This is a genomic window from Mycolicibacterium litorale, assembly GCF_010731695.1.
In the GTDB taxonomy this organism is placed as follows: Bacteria; Actinomycetota; Actinomycetes; order Mycobacteriales; family Mycobacteriaceae; genus Mycobacterium; species Mycobacterium litorale.
Genome location: NZ_AP022586.1, coordinates 3,618,120 through 3,635,514, shown reverse-complemented (window position 1 = coordinate 3,635,514; position 17,395 = coordinate 3,618,120). Strand labels below are relative to the sequence as shown.

The 17,395-nt window shown below is 70.2% G+C and carries 22 protein-coding genes; 19 read left to right on the top strand and 3 right to left on the bottom strand.

What is annotated here, in order from left to right:
* Nucleotides 1–44 precede the first annotated feature (44 nt).
* From G6N30_RS17280 to G6N30_RS17230, 11 genes are all read left to right on the top strand, one after another.
* Entirely contained in the window at nucleotides 45–917 is an 873-nt protein-coding gene (locus tag G6N30_RS17280) for an oxygenase MpaB family protein (protein ID WP_134054856.1), read from the top strand.
* Nucleotides 901–1,497, top strand: coding sequence for a TetR/AcrR family transcriptional regulator (locus G6N30_RS17275; protein WP_134054854.1), 597 nt, complete (start codon nucleotides 901–903; stop codon nucleotides 1,495–1,497). The genes G6N30_RS17280 and G6N30_RS17275 overlap by 17 nt, the downstream gene beginning before the upstream one ends.
* A 103-nt stretch (nucleotides 1,498–1,600) precedes the next feature.
* Nucleotides 1,601–1,867 (top strand): hypothetical protein, encoded by a 267-nt coding sequence (locus G6N30_RS17270; protein ID WP_234880162.1) that lies wholly within the window; start codon nucleotides 1,601–1,603, stop codon nucleotides 1,865–1,867.
* A 147-nt stretch (nucleotides 1,868–2,014) separates the two neighbouring features.
* Nucleotides 2,015–2,467, top strand: coding sequence for a pyridoxamine 5'-phosphate oxidase family protein (locus G6N30_RS17265; RefSeq protein WP_134055379.1), 453 nt, complete (start codon nucleotides 2,015–2,017; stop codon nucleotides 2,465–2,467).
* A 54-nt stretch (nucleotides 2,468–2,521) separates the two neighbouring features.
* Nucleotides 2,522–3,838: a glutamate-1-semialdehyde 2,1-aminomutase gene (gene hemL, locus G6N30_RS17260; RefSeq protein WP_134054851.1), complete on the top strand. Its 1,317-nt coding sequence runs from the start codon at nucleotides 2,522–2,524 to the stop codon at nucleotides 3,836–3,838.
* A complete protein-coding gene (locus tag G6N30_RS17255; protein ID WP_134054849.1) occupies nucleotides 3,835–4,446 on the top strand; it encodes a histidine phosphatase family protein in 612 nt (203 codons plus the stop codon). Before hemL ends, G6N30_RS17255 begins: the two co-directional genes overlap by 4 nt.
* Before the next feature lie 32 nt (nucleotides 4,447–4,478).
* Nucleotides 4,479–5,060, top strand: a complete 582-nt coding sequence (locus tag G6N30_RS17250) for a TlpA disulfide reductase family protein (RefSeq protein WP_134055377.1) — start codon at nucleotides 4,479–4,481, stop codon at nucleotides 5,058–5,060.
* The gene (locus G6N30_RS17245; RefSeq protein WP_134054847.1) at nucleotides 5,057–5,842 is read left to right on the top strand and encodes a cytochrome c biogenesis CcdA family protein; all 786 of its coding nucleotides are present in this window, start codon (nucleotides 5,057–5,059) and stop codon (nucleotides 5,840–5,842) included. Before G6N30_RS17250 ends, G6N30_RS17245 begins: the two co-directional genes overlap by 4 nt.
* On the top strand, nucleotides 5,842–7,440 hold the full coding sequence (resB, locus tag G6N30_RS17240) for a cytochrome c biogenesis protein ResB (RefSeq protein WP_134054845.1): 1,599 nt from the start codon (nucleotides 5,842–5,844) through the stop codon (nucleotides 7,438–7,440). Before G6N30_RS17245 ends, resB begins: the two co-directional genes overlap by 1 nt.
* Complete coding sequence (ccsB, locus tag G6N30_RS17235; protein WP_134054843.1) at nucleotides 7,437–8,411, top strand: c-type cytochrome biogenesis protein CcsB; 975 nt, start codon at nucleotides 7,437–7,439, stop codon at nucleotides 8,409–8,411. Before resB ends, ccsB begins: the two co-directional genes overlap by 4 nt.
* Nucleotides 8,411–9,544 (top strand): nucleotide-binding protein, encoded by a 1,134-nt coding sequence (locus tag G6N30_RS17230; protein WP_134054840.1) that lies wholly within the window; start codon nucleotides 8,411–8,413, stop codon nucleotides 9,542–9,544. Before ccsB ends, G6N30_RS17230 begins: the two co-directional genes overlap by 1 nt.
* A 25-nt stretch (nucleotides 9,545–9,569) precedes the next feature.
* Here the strand turns inward: G6N30_RS17230 and G6N30_RS26940 are convergent, their stop codons facing one another.
* Nucleotides 9,570–9,734, bottom strand: a complete 165-nt coding sequence (locus G6N30_RS26940) for a hypothetical protein (RefSeq protein WP_166674594.1) — start codon at nucleotides 9,732–9,734, stop codon at nucleotides 9,570–9,572.
* Between the two features lie 48 nt (nucleotides 9,735–9,782).
* Between G6N30_RS26940 and G6N30_RS17225 the strand changes: the two genes are divergently transcribed.
* The 3 genes from G6N30_RS17225 (at nucleotide 9,783) to G6N30_RS17215 (ending at nucleotide 11,637) form a co-directional block, all read left to right on the top strand.
* Complete coding sequence (locus G6N30_RS17225; protein WP_134054838.1) at nucleotides 9,783–10,100, top strand: DUF4229 domain-containing protein; 318 nt, start codon at nucleotides 9,783–9,785, stop codon at nucleotides 10,098–10,100.
* Entirely contained in the window at nucleotides 10,097–11,140 is a 1,044-nt protein-coding gene (locus G6N30_RS17220; RefSeq protein ID WP_134054836.1) for an aminotransferase class V-fold PLP-dependent enzyme, read from the top strand. Before G6N30_RS17225 ends, G6N30_RS17220 begins: the two co-directional genes overlap by 4 nt.
* A 161-nt stretch (nucleotides 11,141–11,301) precedes the next feature.
* Nucleotides 11,302–11,637, top strand: coding sequence for a response regulator (locus G6N30_RS17215; protein WP_407664755.1), 336 nt, complete (start codon nucleotides 11,302–11,304; stop codon nucleotides 11,635–11,637).
* Here G6N30_RS17215 and G6N30_RS17210 read toward each other — a convergent pair.
* Complete coding sequence (locus G6N30_RS17210; protein ID WP_134054834.1) at nucleotides 11,615–12,268, bottom strand: response regulator; 654 nt, start codon at nucleotides 12,266–12,268, stop codon at nucleotides 11,615–11,617. The two genes, G6N30_RS17215 and G6N30_RS17210, sit on opposite strands and share 23 nt — an antisense overlap.
* Before the next feature lie 41 nt (nucleotides 12,269–12,309).
* Here G6N30_RS17210 and G6N30_RS17205 point away from each other — a divergent pair, with 41 nt between their 5' ends.
* Entirely contained in the window at nucleotides 12,310–12,654 is a 345-nt protein-coding gene (locus tag G6N30_RS17205; protein WP_134055373.1) for an ester cyclase, read from the top strand.
* A gap of 13 nt (nucleotides 12,655–12,667) precedes the next feature.
* Here G6N30_RS17205 and G6N30_RS17200 read toward each other — a convergent pair whose 3' ends face one another.
* Nucleotides 12,668–13,537 (bottom strand): 1,4-dihydroxy-2-naphthoate polyprenyltransferase, encoded by an 870-nt coding sequence (locus G6N30_RS17200; protein ID WP_134054832.1) that lies wholly within the window; start codon nucleotides 13,535–13,537, stop codon nucleotides 12,668–12,670.
* Between the two features lie 78 nt (nucleotides 13,538–13,615).
* On the opposite strand from G6N30_RS17200, the gene G6N30_RS17195 reads away from it, so the two are divergent.
* The 4 genes from G6N30_RS17195 to G6N30_RS17180 are packed head-to-tail and all read left to right on the top strand — an operon-like array spanning nucleotide 13,616 to nucleotide 17,394.
* Entirely contained in the window at nucleotides 13,616–14,392 is a 777-nt protein-coding gene (locus G6N30_RS17195; protein ID WP_134054830.1) for an S-methyl-5'-thioadenosine phosphorylase, read from the top strand.
* Nucleotides 14,389–15,420, top strand: coding sequence for an NAD-dependent epimerase/dehydratase family protein (locus G6N30_RS17190; RefSeq protein WP_134054828.1), 1,032 nt, complete (start codon nucleotides 14,389–14,391; stop codon nucleotides 15,418–15,420). The genes G6N30_RS17195 and G6N30_RS17190 overlap by 4 nt, the downstream gene beginning before the upstream one ends.
* Before the next feature lies 1 nt (nucleotide 15,421).
* Complete coding sequence (locus tag G6N30_RS17185) at nucleotides 15,422–16,249, top strand: alpha/beta hydrolase (protein WP_134054826.1); 828 nt, start codon at nucleotides 15,422–15,424, stop codon at nucleotides 16,247–16,249.
* A 20-nt stretch (nucleotides 16,250–16,269) separates the two neighbouring features.
* The gene (locus G6N30_RS17180) at nucleotides 16,270–17,394 is read left to right on the top strand and encodes an NAD(P)H-dependent flavin oxidoreductase (protein ID WP_134054824.1); all 1,125 of its coding nucleotides are present in this window, start codon (nucleotides 16,270–16,272) and stop codon (nucleotides 17,392–17,394) included.
* The last annotated feature ends 1 nt before the right edge of the window (nucleotide 17,395 follow it).

Sequence of the window (17,395 nt, the reverse complement as noted above, 5' to 3'; positions counted from 1 at the left end):
ACTCACCTGTTGGTACAAAGTGCAGAATCTGTAACACTGTGTCCATGACGGAGCTGGCGCAGAACAACACCGAGGTCGACGACGCCCTGCCGCTGGGGCCGCAGTCCCTGGTCTGGCGGTACTTCGGGGACAACCGGATGTACCTGATCGGGCCGCGGCCCGCCGTGCTGCAGAACATGCTGGCCGAACTCGGGCAGGGCGTGCTGGACCACTCGGTGTTCTTCTCCGACACCGCCGCACGCGTCAAGCGCTCGCTGCCGCCGATCTTCATGACCGTCTACGGTTCCGAGGACGACAACGAGGGCTTCAACGTCCGCGACTTCCACCACAACATCAAGGGCGAGATGACCCTCCCCGATGGCCGGGTGTCGCGCTACCACGCGCTCGATCCGGAGACGTATTTCTGGGCGCACGCGACGTTCGTCGAGCAGGTGCTGTACTTCGCCGACACCTTCGTCAAGAAGCTGTCCCGCGAGGAGAAGGAGCGGATCTACCTCGAGTCCAAGACCTGGTACCGCCGCTACGGCGTCAGCGACCGGCCGATGCCGGCCACCTACGCCGAGTTCGAGAAGTACTGGCAGCGCATGCTCGACGACGTCCTCGTCGCCCACTCGACCGCCAAGTACGGCGTGGGGTACGTGACGAAGGGCTTCCCCTGCCCCAAGGGCGTGCATCCGCTGGTGTGGCGGGTGCTGTCGGTCGGGTTCAACCCGCTTGCGGCGTTCCTCACCACCGGCGGGCTGCCGCCCCAGGCCCGCCAACTGCTCGGGCTGCCGTGGAGTGAGCGCCAGGAGCGGCGGTATCAGCGTTTCGCGGCGTTCTGGCGGTCGCGTCCGGTGAACTGGCTGTGGGACCGGTTGCCGATGAGCGTGCGCTACAACAAGTTCGCTCAGCGGGGCTATGCCAACGCCGCCTGATTCCGCCACCGAGGCGATCCTCGACGCCGCCGTCGCCGAGTTCGAGCGGCACGGCTTCCGCCGGGTCGCCCTCGACGACGTCGCCCGGCGGGCGGGCGTCAGCCGCACCACGATCTACCGGCGCTTCGCCAACCGCGACGAACTGGTCGGCGCCGTGGTCGAGCGGGAGAACGTCGCGCTGTTCGCCGACATCGCCCGTGAGCTGAAACAAGCCGCGCCGCAAGCGAATTACTATGTCGAGGCGTTCACGCTGTCCATTCTGAAGTTCCGCGGACACCGGATCCTCAACGGCATGCTCGCCGAGGATCCCGGGTTCGTGCTCGCCCTGGCCCACCGGCACTGGGCGGCGGCCGTCGAGCGGATGGCCGAGGCGTTGCGCGTCATCTTCCCGGCCGGCTTCGCCGAGCGGATCGGTCCGCGCGCGGTCAACGAACTCGCCGACGTCATCCTGCGCTACGCCGCGATGGTGCTGCTACTGCCCAGCATGCAGCCGCTCGACACCGCTGACGAACTCCGCGCGTTCGCCACGCAGCACTTCCTGCCGAGCCTGCCCGCCGCACTGAGAGCTGTACCGGCGTAAGGCGGGTTGTGTTTCGCAGCTCACACTTTCGGTTAGTCGTTAGCCCATGAGCAGCGACGACAAGGAAGAACAGACCGGGGCAGAGAAAAATGCGTCACAAAACGTGGCTGACGACCCCGACGCCAAGATCACCGAGAAACCCGAGGTCACCGACGAACATCGCAAGGTGGCCAAGGAGATGCGCAAGGAGTACGAGGAGGAACGGCCCACGATCGTGATGCCGGGCACCGGCGGAACGGTGGCGGGAACCGCGGTCAACGAGTGGGTCGACGAGAACGGCGAACCCAAGTTCGGCAAGGAGGACGGCGGGCAGGACAAGCAGGACGCCGAGGGTGCCGAGACGGCTCAGGCGGGCTCCGAGTCCAGCTGACCGTCGCGAGACGGAAGCCACGCAGAGGACGTGCGAGAGGCACCCTGCGTGAGTTCAGTTTCGCGTGGGGAGCGGCGTCGTGCCGACCCTCGCCCCGCCTAGGGTGAGACCGTGACTCTGGACACCATCGCGCCGGCGTTCGTCGACATGGCGCACTCCATCGTGTGGGCGTCGGCGGCGACTGTCGACGCCAACTGCCGGCCGCGATCCCGGGTGCTGCACCCGATCTGGGAGTGGGACGGCACCGACCTGTTCGGCTGGATCGCGACCGTGCCCTCCCCGGTCAAGCGCGCACACCTCAGCGCGCACCCCGAGATGTCGCTGAACTACTGGGCGCCCAGCCAGGACACCTGCAGCGCGGACTGCCTGGTCGAGTGGTACACCGACGACGACACCCGTGTCACCGTGTGGGAGAAGTTCGCCAACGGGCCCGCGCCCGTGGGCTACGACCCCTACGTGATCCCCCAGTGGAGTGACGGCCCGACCTCCGATCAGTTCGCCGCGCTGCGCCTCACCCCCTACCGGCTACGGGTGATGCCCGCGAGCGTGATGACCCAGGGCGTCGGCGAGGTATTGACCTGGCAGGGCCGGCTGCCCTGAGACGAACTACACCCTGTAGTTGACGCCCGCGCCGCGGCTGGGACACTGGTGGTCATGGGTGCTGACCACACCGCGACCGAGAAGTCGGCGCGGCTGTTCGCCGATGCGTGCGCTGTCATCCCCGGCGGGGTCAACTCCCCGGTCCGGGCGTTCAACGCCGTCGGCGGCACGCCTCGCTTCATCACCTCGGCCAACGGCTACTGGCTGACCGACGCCGACGGCAACCGCTACGTCGACCTCGTCTGCTCGTGGGGCCCGATGATCCTCGGCCACGCCCACCCGGCCGTCGTGGAGGCGGTGCAGCGAGCCGCCGCCGACGGCCTCTCCTACGGCGCCCCGACCCCGTCGGAGACCGAGCTGGCGTCGGAGATCATCGGCCGCGTCGCACCCGTCGAACGGTTGCGTCTGGTCAACTCCGGCACCGAGGCCACGATGAGCGCGATCAGGTTGGCCCGCGGTTTCACCGGCCGCCCCAAGATCGTCAAGTTCTCCGGCTGCTACCACGGCCACAGCGATGCGCTGCTCGCCGACGCCGGATCCGGTGTCGCCACCCTCGGGCTGCCGTCGTCGCCCGGAGTGACCGGCGCCGCGACCGCCGACACCATCGTGCTGCCCTACAACAACGTGGCCGCGGTCGAAGAGGTCTTCGACCAGGTCGGCGACCAGATCGCCGCCGTCATCACCGAGGCCAGCCCCGGCAACATGGGTGCGGTGCCACCCGAAGCCGGCTACAACGCGGCGCTGCGCCGTATCACCGCCGACCACGGCGCGTTGCTGATCCTCGACGAGGTGATGACCGGATTCCGGGTCAGCCGTTCAGGCTGGTACGGCATCGACCCCGTCGACGGCGACCTGTTCACCTTCGGCAAGGTCATGAGCGGCGGCCTGCCCGCCGCGGCGTTCGGCGGCCGCGCCGAGGTGATGGAGCGCCTTGCGCCGCTCGGCCCGGTGTACCAGGCAGGCACGCTGTCGGGGAATCCCGTCGCGATGGCCGCCGGGCTCGCCACCCTGCGCACTGCTGACGACGCCGTGTACGCGGCACTCGACAAGAACGCCGACCGGCTGGGCGGCCTGCTCACCGATGCGCTGACCGATGCCGGCGTCACCCATCGCGTGCAGCGGGGCGGCAACATGCTGTCGGTGTTCTTCTCCGCCGAACCGGTCACCGACTTCGCGACCGCCCGCGCCAGCGAGACGTGGCGGTTCCCGCCGTTCTTCCACGCGCTGCTCGAGGCGGGCGTATACCCACCGCCCAGCGCCTTCGAGGCGTGGTTCGTCTCGGCGGCCCTCGACGACGAGGCGTTCGACCGCATCGCCGCCGCCCTGCCGGGCGCGGCCCGCGCCGCAGCGGAAGCGACGAAGCCGGCATGAGCGACGTGAAGACCGTCGTGCACGTGATGCGGCACGGCGAGGTGCACAATCCCGACGGCATCCTCTACGGCCGGCTCCCGGACTACCACCTGTCCGAGCGCGGCCGCGCGCAGGCCGAGCGGGTCGCCTCCTGGCTGGCCGGCCGCGACATCGTGTACGTCGTGGCCTCACCGTTGGAACGGGCGCAGGAGACTGCCGGCCCGATCGCCGCGGCTCACGGTCTGTCCATCGACACCGACGACGAACTGATCGAATCGCTCAACGTCTTCCAGGGCAAACGGGTCTCACCCGGTGACGGCGCCCTGCGCAATCCGGTGAACTGGCGTCATCTGCGCAACCCGCGCACCCCGTCGTGGGGTGAGCCCTACAGCGAGATCGCCGCGCGGATGACCGCCGCGCTGCACCGGGCGCGGGAGAAGGCCGCCGGCCACGAGGCGGTGTGCGTCAGCCACCAGCTTCCGGTGGAGACGCTGCGCCGATCGATGACCGGCCAGCCCCTGCACCACTTCCCGACCAGGCGGCTGTGCAACCTCGCCTCGCTCACCTCGTTCTATTTCCACGGGGACACCTATGTCGGCTGGGGATACGCGGAGCTGGCCGGACAGTGAGGCGATGGTGGATCGTGCTGGCAAGCGTGGCGATGGTCGCGCTCGCCGGCTGCTCCACCGGTGACGACGCCGTCGCGCAGGGCGGCACCTTCGAATTCGTGGCGCCCGGAGGCAAGACCGACATTTTCTACGATCCGCCCGCCGACCGCGGCCGGCCCGGCCCGCTGTCCGGCCCGGACCTGCTCGACCCGGACAAGGCGCTGTCCCTCGACGATTTCGCGGGCCAGGTCGTGGTGATCAACGTGTGGGGTCAGTGGTGCGCGCCGTGCCGCACCGAGATCGGCGAGCTGCAGCAGGTCTACGACGCCACCCGCGGCGACGGTGTCGCGTTCCTCGGCATCGACGTCCGCGACAACAACCGTGACGCGGCCGTCGACTTCGTCCGCGACCGCGGCATCACGTTCCCGTCCATCTACGACCCGCCGATGCGCACGATGATCGCGTTCGGCGGTAAGTACCCGACGACGGTCATCCCGTCGACGGTCGTCCTCGACCGGGAGCACCGGGTCGCGGCGGTGTTCCTGCGCGAGCTGCTCGCCGAGGATCTGCAGCCGGTCGTCGAACGCCTCGCCGCCGAGAAGGCGCCAGACCCGCGACCGGAGCCGCAGTCGTGACGGGGTTCGCCGAGGTCGCCGCGGCCGGGCCGGTCGTCCTGGCGCTGGGGGTCTGCGTCCTAGCCGGGCTGGTGTCGTTCGCCTCGCCGTGCGTGGTGCCGCTGGTGCCGGGCTATCTGTCGTATCTCGCGGCCGTGGTGGGCGTCGACCCCGAGCAGGCCGACACGCAGCCGGGCGCGGTCGCCGTGCGCACGCGGCGGCTCAAAGTGGCCGGCGCCGCCGCCCTGTTCGTCGCCGGGTTCACCGCGGTGTTCCTGCTCGGCACCGTCGCGGTGCTCGGGATGACCACCACGCTGATCACCAATCAGCTTGTGCTGCAACGCATCGGCGGCGTCGTCACGATCCTCATGGGGCTGGTCTTCGTCGGGCTCGTTCCCGCACTGCAGCGGCAGGCCCGGTTCACCCCGCGTCAGCTGTCCACCGTCGCCGGCGCACCGCTGTTGGGCGCGGTGTTCGCGCTGGGCTGGACGCCGTGCCTCGGCCCGACGCTGACCGGTGTCATCACCGTCGCCTCGGCCACCGACGGCGCGAGCGTGGCCCGCGGGGTGGCGCTGGTCATCGCGTACTGCCTGGGGCTCGGAATTCCCTTCGTGCTGCTGGCCTTCGGTTCGGCGCGCGCGGTGCAGGGCATGGGCTGGCTGCGCCGCCACACCCGCACCATCCAGATCTTCGGGGGAGTGCTGCTGCTCATCGTGGGCACCGCCCTGGTGACGGGATTGTGGAACGACTTCGTGTCCTGGGTGCGCGACGCGTTCGTCAGCGACGTGAGGCTGCCGATCTGATGCGCCGGATGCTCGCGTACGCGCGCAACACCTGGCGGACCCTGACGTCGATGGGCACCGCGCTGGTGCTGCTGTTCCTGCTGGCGCTCGCGGCGATCCCGGGCGCCCTGCTGCCGCAACGCAGCCTCAACGAGACGAAGGTCGCCGAGTACATCGCCGAACACCCCACGCTCGGGCCGTGGCTGGACCGCGTGCAGGCCTTCGACGTGTTCTCGAGTTTCTGGTTCACCGCGATCTACGTGCTGCTGTTCATCTCGCTGGTGGGTTGCCTGACGCCGCGGCTCGTCGAGCACGTCCGCAGCCTCCGGACGGTCCCGGTGCCCGCCCCGCGCAACCTCGGCCGGCTACCGAAACACCACATCGCGCAGGTCGCCGGCGAGCCGCAGCAGGTGGCGGCGTCGATGAGCGAACAGCTCAGGGGGTGGCGCAAGGTCACCCGCACCAACGAGGGAACGACCGAGATCTCCGCCGAGAAGGGCTATCTGCGCGAGTTCGGCAACATCGTGTTCCACTTCTCGCTGCTCGGTCTGCTGGTGGCGATCGCCGCGGGCAAGTTGTTCAGCTATGAGGGCAACGTCATCGTCATCGCCGACGGCGGCCCGGGCTTCTGCTCGGCCTCACCCGCCGCGTTCGACTCGTTCCGGGCGGGCAACACCGTCGACGGCACCTCGCTGTATCCGATCTGCCTGAAGGTGAACGACTTCCAGGCCGACTATCTGGACAACGGACAGGCCACGTCGTTCTCCGCCGACATCGAGTACCAGGCCGGCGACGACCTGGACACCGGAACGTGGCGGCCCTACGAGCTCAAGGTGAACGAACCGCTTCGCGTCGGCGGCGACCGGGTCTACCTCCAGGGCCACGGGTATGCGCCGACGTTCACCGTCACGTTCCCCGACGGGCAGACCCGCACCCAGACGCTGCAGTGGCGGCCCGACGACCAGATCACCTTCCTGTCGTCGGGGGTGATGCGCTTCGACCCGCCGGCCGGCACCTATCCCGACGCCGACGAACGCCGCAAGAACCAGCTCGCCATCCAGGGGCTGTTCGCGCCGACCCAGCTGCTGCACGGCACGCTGCTGTCGTCGAGCTTCCCGGCGATGCGCGACCCCGGCGTCGCGATCGACATCTACCGCGGCGACACGGGACTCGACTCCGGCCGCCCGCAGAACATCTTCACCCTCGACGAGCGGCTGATCGGTCAGGGCCGGCTCACCCGCGAGGCGCGGGTCAACCTCAGTGCCGGTGCCGAGACCCGGCTCGACGACGGCACCGTGGTCCGGTTCGACGGCGCTGTTCCGTTCGTCAGCGTCCAGGTATCCCACGATCCGGCACAGATCTGGGTGCTGGTCTTCGCGATGACGATGATGGCGGGTCTCGTTGTCTCGCTCATCGTGCGCCGCCGCCGGGTCTGGGTTCGGATCACCCCGGCGGGTCCGGGTACCGTTGGCGTCGAATTGGGCGGGCTGGCCCGCACCGACAACTCCGGGTGGGGCGAGGAGTTCGAGCGGCTGACGGTGCGGCTGTTGTCCGGCCACCCCGACGCTGGCCACGCCGACACGCAAGCCGACGCCGTGTCAGGAGAGAAGGTCACATGAACAGTCCGGAGGTCGACCTCGGTCTCGCCCGGTATTCCGACTGGGCGTTCACGTCGTCGGTGGTGGTGCTGGTCGTGGCGCTGCTGCTGCTAGCCGTCGAACTGGCCTACAGCCGCAGCCGCAAGGTCGCCGACCGCGAACTCGTCGGCGCCTCCGTCGGCGCCGACAGCGCCAGCCCGGGCATCGTCGCCGACATCCCGCGCCGCCCGGCCGACGAGCGCATCGGGTCGGCCGGTCTGGCGCTGGTCTACGTCGGCACCGCGCTGCTGCTGGCGTGCATCGTGCTGCGCGGCCTGTCCACCTCACGGGTGCCGTGGGGCAACATGTACGAGTTCATCAACCTGACGTCGTTCTGCGGTCTGGTGGCCGCCGCAGTGGTGCTGCGCCGCCCGCAGTACCGCGCGCTGTGGGTGTTCGTCCTGGTCCCCGTGCTGATCCTGCTGACGGTGTCGGGACGTTGGCTGTACTCGCACGCCGCGCCGGTCATGCCCGCGCTGCAGTCGTACTGGCTGCCCATCCACGTCTCGGTGGTCAGCCTCGGCTCCGGGGTGTTCCTGGTCGGCGGTGTGGCCAGCATCCTGTTCCTGGTCAAGATGTCGCGGTTCGGTCAGCCCGGACACGACGGCGCGGTGGCCCGCGTCGTGCAGCGCCTGCCGGACGCACAGACCCTCGACCGCATCGCCTACCGCACGACGATCTTCGCGTTCCCGGTGTTCGGTTTCGGGGTGATCTTCGGCGCCATCTGGGCCGAGGAGGCGTGGGGCCGTTACTGGGGCTGGGACCCCAAGGAGACCGTGTCGTTCATCGCGTGGGTGGTCTACGCCGCCTACCTGCACGCCCGGTCGACCGCCGGCTGGCGGGACCGTAAAGCCGCGTGGATCAACGTGGTCGGCTTCGTGGCGATGGTGTTCAACCTGTTCTTCATCAACCTCGTCACCGTCGGCCTGCACTCCTACGCCGGGGTGGGTTGATGGGCGACCACTCCCCGGGCGGGTTCCGGGCCCAGCAGCGGTTCCGTGACCCGGCCGCCGGTGAGCCCCCCACGCCGCCGGAGTGGTCTGCCCCCACACCGCCGCACGGGATGCCGGCCATCGACCCGGCGGCGGTCCAGGGCGCGGTCCCGGCACCACCGCCCGTCACCGACTCGCAGCCGGTGTCCCAGCCGCTGCCCGTCCCGCCGACGCCGTACCTCGACCTGTCCACGGTGGCGCTCCTCGGCCAGCGCAAGTCCGCACCCTCCCACGGGTGGCGCAAGTGGCTGTATCTGTCGACGTTCAAGCTCGTCAACATCGGGGACCCCCGGGCCGCGCAGCGCGACGGCCTCGTCACGCGGGTCAAACAACCGCTCAACGGCTGCTACCGGATCGCGGTCCTGTCACTCAAGGGCGGGGTCGGCAAGACCACGATCACCGCGACGCTGGGCGCGACGTTCGCCTCCATCCGCGGGGACCGCGTGGTGGCCGTCGACGCGAATCCCGACCGGGGCACGTTGAGCCAGAAGGTGCCGCTGGAGACGACGGCCACGGTGCGGCACCTGCTGCGCGACGCCGAGGGCATCGAGCGCTACAGCGATGTGCGGGCGTACACCTCGCAGGGGCCCAGCCGGCTCGAGGTGCTCGCCTCCGAGACCGATCCGGCGGTGTCGGAGGCGTTCAGCTCCGACGACTACACGCGCACGCTCGAGGTGCTCGAACGCTTCTACAGCCTGGTGCTGACCGACTGCGGGACCGGGCTCATGCATTCGGCGATGACGGCGGTGCTGGCCAACGCCGACGTGCTGGTCGTGATCAGTTCCGGTTCGGTGGACGGGGCGCGCAGCGCCTCGGCCACGCTCGACTGGCTCGACGCGCACGGTCATCAGGCGCTGGTGGCCAACGCGATCGCGGTGATCAACGCAGTGCGGCCGCGGTCGGGGAAGGTCGATCTGCAGAAGGTCTCCGACCACTTCTCCCGGCGTTGCCGCGCGGTGAAGGTGGTGCCGTTCGACCCGCATCTGGAGGAGGGCGCGGAGATCAGCCTCGACCGTCTCAAGCCGGCGACCCGTGAGGCACTACTCGAACTGGCTGGGGTGGTGGCCGACGGATTCGCCGGCAACCGCGCCTAGCCGGCAGCCGGGCGGACCCGCGGGACTATTGCCGCGGGTTGTTGTCGTCCTGGCCGAGACGCCGGAGAAAATCCGGGTCGTCGTCCGGTCCGATCACACGCGGCTGCGGCCGGGTCGCGCTGACCCGAATGAGCCGCCAACCGACGTAGAACAGACCGGCCAGAACGATTATCAGGAGCAAATACGCCACTCAAACCTCCTGCCATCGAATATACGCGCCGTCGGTAGGCTCAGGTGCGTGTCAAAAGGTCGGCAAGGATCCCGTCTCGTCGCCGATGTGCTCGTCTACGTCGGGGCCCGTCTGTTACTGGTGGCGGCCCTCGCGGCGGTGATCTACGGAGTCGGGCGGCTGCTGGGACTGCAGGAGTTTCCGTTGGTCATCGCGATCTTGTTCGCGCTGGTGATCTCGCTGCCACTGGGCATCTGGCTGTTCGCGCCGCTGCGCAGGCGGGCGACCGCGAGTATCGCCGCCTTCGACGAGCAGCGCCGTAGGGACCGTGAGCAGCTGCAGGCCCGGCTGCGCGGCGAACAGCCGCCCGGTGACGCCGAGGCATGACGTCGCGGCAGGCGTTTGGCGCTGAATTCCCCGGCGCCGCAGGCTTTCTCAATTCGCCGACGTACGGGCTGCCACCCGGTTTCCTGATCGGCGCACTGCACGACTGCCTGGCCGCGTGGCAGGCCGGCACCCTCGACGCGAAGTCCTTCGACCAGCCCGTGCGTGATGCCAGGGCGGGTTACGCCGCGCTCGTGGGCGTGCCGGTCGACTCGGTGGCGATGGCGGGCAGCGCGTCGGCGGCGCTGGGCCTGGTGGCCGCCGCGATCCCCGACGGCAGCCGGGGCGCCACGCTGGCGGGTGAATTCACCAGCACCACCTTCCCGTTCGCCGCGCAGGCCGCCCGCGGGGTGTCGCTCACCGAGCTGTGCGCGGCCGAACTCGTCGCGACCGCCGGTGATTACGACTTCGTGACGGTCAGCCTGGTGCAGTCGGCGACCGGTGCGCTGCTCGACGTGGAGACGCTGCGCGCGAGTGTCGCCGGCACCGATACGACCACGATCGTCGACGTGACGCAGGCGGCCGGCTGGAAGCTGCTCGACCTCGGCTGGGCCGATGTCACGGTGGCGTCGGTCTACAAGTGGCTGCTGGCGCCGCGCGGTACCGCGTTCCTGTCGCTGAGTGCACGGATCGGCGGATCGGTGACACCCCACGCCGCGAACTGGTACGCCGGAGACCGGCCGTGGGAGTCGATCTACGGGCTGCCCCCGCGACTGGCCGCCGACGCGCGGCGCTTCGACACCTCACCGGCCTGGTTCGGCGCACTGGGCGCGGGGTTGACGCTGCCGTGGTTGGCGGGCCTGGACCTGGCGGCCGTCGAGGCGCACACGGTGGGGCTGGCCGACACGCTGCGCGCCGAACTGGACCTGCCGCCGAACCCGTCGGCGATCGTGTCGCTGCCGTCGGCGCGCGGGGAGGACACCGCCGAACGCCTGCGGCAGGCCGGTATCCGCGCGTCGGTGCGGGCCGGGGCGGTCCGCGTCGGGTTCCACCTCTACAACACCGCCGACGATCTGGACCGCCTGCTGACCGCTCTCGCGTGACGGACTCCTCCGGCGGGTATGTCTGGTCGAGAAGTTCCGGTTAGCGGGAATGAACCGGGGCCGTCGGTCTGGAAGGGTGGTCACGTGAACCGGTGGGGCGCCGCGCCGTGCGCTGTCTGATCGTCGACGACAGCGCGGAATTCCGTGACGCGGCCCGTGCGATGCTCACCCGCGCCGGGATCGACGTCGTCGCCGTCGCGGCCAACATCGCCGATGCGCTGCGCTACTCGCGCGAACTCGAACCCGACGTCGCACTGGTCGACGTGGACCTCGGCGGGGAGAACGGATTCGACCTCGCCGAACAACTCGACCGGTCGGGCCTGCCGACCGCCCCGGCGGTCATTCTCGTATCCACCTACGCCGAACAGGATCTCGCCGAGATGCTCGCCGTCAGCCCGGCGATCGGGTTCGTCTCCAAGATCTCGCTGTCGGCCACGGCGATCCGCAATCTGCTCGGTGCGGACAGGGGTCCGGTCAGCGAGCCTCGAGGTAGGTGATCACCGCGCGCACCCGCCGGTGATCGTCGCCGGTCTCCGGCAGGTTGAGCTTGGTCAGGATGCTGCGCACGTGCTTTTCGACGGTGCCCTCGGTGACCCACAGCCGCCGCGCGATACCGGCATTGGACCGGCCCTCGGCCATCTGCATCAGCACCTCCCGCTCGCGCGCGCTGAGCACGGCCAGCGGATCGTCGCGGCGGCGCGCGGAGACCAGCTCCTGCACCAGCGCGGGGTCCACGATCGAGGCGCCCCTGGCGATGCGCTCGAGCGTGTCGACGAAGTCGGCGACGTCGGTGACGCGGGTCTTGAGCAGGTAGCCGATGGCGCGGCCGGTCGCGAGCAGTTCGGTCGCGTGCTCGACCTCGACGTGCGCGGAGAGCACCAGGATGCCGGTGTCGGGGAACTCCGAACGGATCACCCGCGCGGCGTCGAGGCCCTCGGTGCTGTGGGTGGGCGGCATCCTGATGTCGACGATGACGACCTGCGGTTGCTGAGCTCGCACGAGGTCGAGCAGTTCGGTGGCGTCGCCGGCCTGGCCGACGACCTCGAACCCCGACCGGTCGAGCAGGCTGGCGACGCCTTCGCGCAGGAGCACGTCGTCGTCCGCCACCACAACCCGCAGCGCACTCATGACGCGCAGCTTATCCGGCGGCGCAGGTGGGTAGGTGTTTGATCATGACTCACAAGGATCTCTACGAACAGTGGATCAATCGCCTGTGGGCCGGAGAGCCCGTCGCCGCCGAGCTGGTGGCCGAGGACTTCGTCGGGCACTGGCCCGGCCGGGAGGTGCACGGGCCCGCGCAGTTGCAGGCGATCATCGACGAGACCCATGCGATGCTGTCGGACCTGACGTTCGAGATCGAGGTCGGACCGCTGGTCGACGGCGATCTGGTGGCCGGGCGCTGGGTCGGCAGCGGCACCAGCGAGCAGGGGCCGATGCGGTTCACCGGCAACGACATCCTGCGCGTGGCCGACGGCCGGTTCGTCGAGTACTGGACGGGCACGTCGACGGGCTGAACGGCCTGACGCCCTAACCGAAGGCGAGCGCGAGCGCGACGGCCACCGCCCACACGAGCATCGTGAGCCCGGTGTCGCGCAGCACGGGGATGAGGTCTTTGCCGCCGAGGCCGCCCCGCACGGGCCGCGCGGCCCGCACGGCCAGCGGGAGGGCGACCAGACCGACCGCGCACCACGGCGTCGCGAGCGCCAGCACCAGCGTGAGCACGAACGCGGTCAGCAGCAGCGCCTGGTAGAGCAGCCGGGTGCGGGCGTCACCGAGCCGCACGGCCAGCGTGATCTTGCCGGATTCGCGGTCGGTGGGGATGTCGCGCAGGTTGTTGGCGACCAGCACCGCCGAGGACAGCGCGCCCATCGCGATGGCCAGCGCGAGCCCGACCCAGTCGACGCGCATGGCCTGGGTGTACTGCGTGCCGAGGACCGCCACCAGACCGAAGAACACGAACACCGCGACCTCGCCCAGCCCGATATATCCGTAGGGCTTCGAGCCGCCGGTGTAGAGCCACGCGCCCGCGATGCAGACGGCGCCGACGGCGATCAGCCACGGCGCACTGGCCAGCGCGAGCGCCAGGCCGGCGACCGCGCCGACGGTCAGGCTCACCACCGCCGCGGTCAGCACCGCGCGCGGTGAGGCCAGCTTCGACCCCACCAACCGCAGCGGCCCGGCGCGTACGTCGTCGGTGCCTCGGATGCCGTCGGAGTAGTCGTTGGCGTAGTTCACCCCGATGATCAGCGCGACGGCGACGACGAACGCCAGCAGCGCCTTCCACCACACCGCCCCGTCCAGCCAGGCCGCCGCCCCGGTGCCGGCGATCACCGGTGAGACGGCGTTGGGCAGCGTGCGGGGGCGGGCGCCCTCCAGCCATTCGGCGAAACTTGCCACGGGCGCAATCGTCGCACGCCCGGCCCCCGCGGCCCCTCCATCACCCCGGCACCAGCGGGGATGGACCACAATGGACCGATGCTCGGTGTGATCGGTGGTAGCGGCTTCTATTCGTTCTTCGGTCCCGACGCGCGCAGCGTCAACCTCGACACGCCTTACGGCCTTCCGAGCGCACCGATCACGGTCGGCACCGTCGGCGAGCACGAGGTGGCGTTCCTGCCCCGGCACGGCGTCGACCACCAGTACTCCCCGCACACGGTGCCGTACCGCGCGAACATGTGGGCGCTGCGCGCGCTCGGGGTGCGCCGGATCTTCGGCCCGTGCGCGGTCGGCAGCCTCGTGCCCGAACTCGGCCCGGGCTCGATGGTGGTCCCCGATCAACTCGTGGACCGCACCCGCGGCCGCGACGACACCTATTTCGACTCCGGCGGCATCCACGTCGGTTTCGCCGATCCGTACTGCCCGTCGCTGCGCGCGGCGGCCACCGGCCTGCCGGGTGTCGTGGACGGTGGCACGATGGTGGTGATCCAGGGGCCGCGGTTCTCCACCCGCGCGGAGAGCAAGTGGTTCGCGAGCCAGGGCTTCACGCTGGTCAACATGACCGGCTACCCGGAGGCGGTGCTCGCCCGGGAGCTCGAGATGTGTTACGCCGCAATCGCTCTGGTGACCGACCTGGATGCCGGTATCGAGACCGGGCAGGGGGTGACGACGGTCGACGTCTTCGCGGAGTTCCAGCGCAACCTCGTGCCGTTCAAGAAACTGGTCCACGAGGCGATCGACCAGGTGGACGTGGAGCGGGCGTGCACGCACTGCCTGCCCCACGAGGGAGTGACACTGCCGATCGAGTTGCCATGAGGGTGTTGCTGACCGGCGCGGCCGGGTTCATCGGATCCCGGGTGCGCGCGGCACTGGAAGCGGCGGATCACGACGTCGTCGCCGTCGACGTGATGCTGCCCGCCGCCCACGGTCGGGGGGCGCAGGCGCCGGCGGACACGAACCTCGTCGACGTCCGCGACGCGGCCGCGCTGGCCCCGCTGCTCGACGGCGTGGACATCGTCTGTCATCAGGCCGCCGTCGTCGGCGCGGGGGTCAACGCGGCCGACGCCCCGTCGTACGGCAGCCACAACGATTACGGCACCACCGTGCTGCTCGCCGAGATGTTCGCCGCGGGCATCGACAAGCTGGTGCTGGCGTCGTCGATGGTGGTGTACGGCCAGGGCCGCTTCGACTGCCCCGATCACGGCCCCGTCGATCCGCTGCCACGCACCCGCGCCGACCTCGACGCCGGCGTGTTCGAGCACCGCTGCCCGGCGTGTGGCGCGCAGCTGCAGTGGCGCCTGGTCGGCGAGGACGAGCCGCTACGGCCCCGAAGCCTGTACGCGGCAAGCAAAGTCGCGCAGGAGCACTACGCGCTGGCGTGGGCCGAGGCGACGGGCGGCTCGGTGGTGGCGCTGCGGTACCACAACGTCTACGGCCCCCACATGCCCCGCGACACCCCGTACAGCGGGGTCGCGGCGATCTTCCGCTCCGAACTCGAGAACGGCGACGTGCCGAGGGTTTTCGAGGACGGCGGGCAGATGCGCGACTTCGTCCACGTCGACGACGTCGCGGCCGCCAACCTGGCCGCGGTCGAGTCATCCCTGCCGGGGTTCGAGGCCTTCAACGTCTGCTCGGGTCGGCCGATCTCGATCATCGAGGTGGCCACCGAGTTGTGCGAGATCCGCGGCGCCGCTCCGCCCGTGGTCACCGGTCAGTACCGCAGTGGCGACGTGCGCCACATCGTCGCGGCACCGCACCGGGCCGCCGAACGGCTGGGCTTCCGTGCGGCGGTGGATCCGCGGGACGGACTGCGCGAGTTCGCCTTCGCGCCGTTGCGGGCGTGACGTGCGCCGCTGGACACGCATCGTGGTTATCGTCGTCCTCGTGGCGACCGGGGCGTTGGCGCTGCTGTGGACCCAGCAGCGCCGGTTGATCTACTTCCCGGCGCCGGGTCCCGTCCCGTCGGCGGCGGCCGTGTGGTCCGGCGCCCGTGATGTCGTGATCCGCACCGCCGACGGTGTCGACCTCGGCGCCTGGTTCTTCCCGGCCGCGCAGCGGGGCCCGGCCGTCGTGGTGTTCAACGGCAACGGTGGTGACCGGTCGATGCGCGCGGCGCTCGCGCTGGCGCTGCGCCGGATGGGGCTGTCGGTCCTGCTGTTCGACTACCGCGGCTACGGCGGGAACCCGGGCCGGCCCACCGAGGAAGGTTTGGCCACCGACGCCCGCGCGGCCCGCGACTGGCTGGCCGCGCAACGGGAGGTCGACCCGGGCCGTCTGGTGTACTTCGGCGAATCGCTGGGCGGCGCGGTCGCCGTCGGTCTCGCCGTCGTGCATCCCCCGGCCGCGTTGATCCTGCGGTCACCGTTCACCTCACTGGCCGACGTGGGCGCCGTGCACTTCCGGTGGTTGCCGGTGCGCCACTTGCTGATCGACCGCTATCCGTCGATCGACCGGATCGCCGACGTGGACGCTCCGGTGCTGGTGATCGCGGGCGATCGTGACGACATCGTGCCGACCGGGCTGAGCCGGCGGCTGTTCGACGCCGCGGCCGAACCGAAGGAGTTCGTGCTCGTGCCGGGCGCCGGGCACAACGACCGGGCGCTGCTCGACGGCCGGCAGATGCTCGACGCGATCGAAGGATTCCTCGGGCACACCTCGCTCCCGGGCACCTGAGGCGGGGCGATACTGGCGGGGTGAAAACCGCGATCTGTGAACAGTTCGGCATCGACTTCCCGCTCTTCGCTTTCAGCCACTGCCGCGACGTCGTCGCCGCGGTGACGAATGCCGGTGGCTTCGGGGTGCTCGGGGCGACCGCCTACACCCCCGAACAGCTGGACCGGGAGCTCAGCTGGATCGACGAGCACGTCGGCGGGAAACCGTACGGCGCCGACATCATCGTGCCCGCCAAGTTCGAGGGCAAGGGTGAGAACCTCTCGCGCGGCCAGCTCGTCGACCGCATCCCCGCCGAGTACCGCGAGTTCGTCACGAAGCTGCTCGCCGACCACGACATCGAACTCGACGACACCCCGCGGCTCGGCGGATCGTCGCTGTCGGGGGACACCGGTCGCGAACTGCTCGAGGTCGCGATGAGCCACCCGATCAAGCTGATCGCCAACGCGCTCGGCGTCCCGCCGGACTACATGATCGAGGCGGGCCGCGAGCGCGGGGTGCCGGTCGCCGCGCTCGTCGGCGCGCGGGAGCACGCCGTCAAACAGGTCGCCGCCGGTGTCGACCTGATCGTCGCCCAGGGCACCGAGGCCGGTGGCCACTGCGGTGAGGTGACGACACTTGTGCTCATCCCCGAGGTGATCGAGGCCGTCGAGTCCACCGGCGCCAAGGTGCCGGTGCTGGCCGCCGGGGGCATCGTGACCGGCAGGCAGATGGCCGCCACGGTGGCGATGGGTGCCGACGGTGCCTGGACCGGTTCGGTGTGGCTGACCACCGAAGAGGCCGAGACCGCGCCGCACACCGTGCAGAAGATGCTGGCCGCGACGTCGCGCGACACCGTGCGCTCGGCGGGGCGCACCGGTAAGCCGGCGCGGCAGTTGGTGTCGGACTGGACGCAGGCGTGGGCGCCGCGCGGGGACCGGTCGCCGCTGCCGTTGCCGCTACAGAACATGCTCGCCGAACCGTTGCTGCGCCGCATCGACGTCCTCGCCGCCCAGGGCCACCCCGGCGCGCAGCAGTTGTCGACGTACTTCGTCGGGCAGGGGGTGGGGCTGATGAACAAGGTGAAACCGGCGCGCGAGGTGGTCCGCGAGTTCATCGAGGACTACCTGTCGGCCGCGGAGCGATTGAGCAACTCGCTGCCGGACTGAC

What these genes read in the sequence shown, in the direction of transcription:
- G6N30_RS17210 (WP_134054834.1), bottom strand. Translation starts at nt 12,268, where the DNA reads ATGAGTGCGCTGCGGGTTGTGGTGGCGGACGACGACGTGCTCCTGCGC.
- G6N30_RS17190 (WP_134054828.1), top strand. Translation starts at nt 14,389, where the DNA reads ATGAGGGTGTTGCTGACCGGCGCGGCCGGGTTCATCGGATCCCGGGTG.
- G6N30_RS17275 (WP_134054854.1), top strand. Translation starts at nt 901, where the DNA reads ATGCCAACGCCGCCTGATTCCGCCACCGAGGCGATCCTCGACGCCGCC.
- G6N30_RS17280 (WP_134054856.1), top strand. Translation starts at nt 45, where the DNA reads ATGACGGAGCTGGCGCAGAACAACACCGAGGTCGACGACGCCCTGCCG.
- G6N30_RS17265 (WP_134055379.1), top strand. Translation starts at nt 2,015, where the DNA reads ATGGCGCACTCCATCGTGTGGGCGTCGGCGGCGACTGTCGACGCCAAC.
- resB (WP_134054845.1), top strand. Translation starts at nt 5,842, where the DNA reads ATGCGCCGGATGCTCGCGTACGCGCGCAACACCTGGCGGACCCTGACG.
- G6N30_RS17255 (WP_134054849.1), top strand. Translation starts at nt 3,835, where the DNA reads ATGAGCGACGTGAAGACCGTCGTGCACGTGATGCGGCACGGCGAGGTG.
- G6N30_RS17230 (WP_134054840.1), top strand. Translation starts at nt 8,411, where the DNA reads ATGGGCGACCACTCCCCGGGCGGGTTCCGGGCCCAGCAGCGGTTCCGT.
- ccsB (WP_134054843.1), top strand. Translation starts at nt 7,437, where the DNA reads ATGAACAGTCCGGAGGTCGACCTCGGTCTCGCCCGGTATTCCGACTGG.
- G6N30_RS17195 (WP_134054830.1), top strand. Translation starts at nt 13,616, where the DNA reads ATGCTCGGTGTGATCGGTGGTAGCGGCTTCTATTCGTTCTTCGGTCCC.
- G6N30_RS17215 (WP_407664755.1), top strand. Translation starts at nt 11,302, where the DNA reads ATGCTCACCCGCGCCGGGATCGACGTCGTCGCCGTCGCGGCCAACATC.
- G6N30_RS17250 (WP_134055377.1), top strand. Translation starts at nt 4,479, where the DNA reads ATGGTCGCGCTCGCCGGCTGCTCCACCGGTGACGACGCCGTCGCGCAG.
- G6N30_RS17220 (WP_134054836.1), top strand. Translation starts at nt 10,097, where the DNA reads ATGACGTCGCGGCAGGCGTTTGGCGCTGAATTCCCCGGCGCCGCAGGC.
- hemL (WP_134054851.1), top strand. Translation starts at nt 2,522, where the DNA reads ATGGGTGCTGACCACACCGCGACCGAGAAGTCGGCGCGGCTGTTCGCC.